Source organism: Mycobacterium sp. ENV421 (assembly GCF_002887815.1).
Taxonomy (GTDB): Bacteria; Actinomycetota; Actinomycetes; order Mycobacteriales; family Mycobacteriaceae; genus Mycobacterium.
Genome location: NZ_PDHO01000159.1, coordinates 1 through 329, shown reverse-complemented (window position 1 = coordinate 329; position 329 = coordinate 1). Strand labels below are relative to the sequence as shown.

Below are 329 nucleotides of genomic sequence, written 5' to 3'. Positions count from 1 at the left end.
GCTCGTACCTGAGCGTGCTGCTCACCTCGATTGAACGGCAGCGCATCCGCCGCCACCAGGCCCGCGGACTGACCACGGTGCCGCACGGCCCCATCGTGCGGGTCATCGAATACGACATCTCCAACCGAGACACCGAGGACAGCGCCTCACCCATCCGGTTGATCACCACCATCCTCGATCCCGAGGTGGCGCCCGCCGGTGAGCTCGCCGCCGCTTATCACCAACGCTGGGAGTTCGAATCCAGCCTCGCCGAGATCGAAACCCGCCAGCGCGGCAGCTACCGGGTGCTCCGCTCACATAGCCCGGAGATGGTCCGCCAGGAAATCTGG

1 pseudogene is annotated in these 329 nt (G+C 66.3%); it reads left to right on the top strand.

Annotation, left to right across the window (positions count from 1 at the left end):
* Positions 1 to 329: pseudogene (locus CRM90_RS30635) on the top strand (IS4 family transposase); the annotation flags it as partial.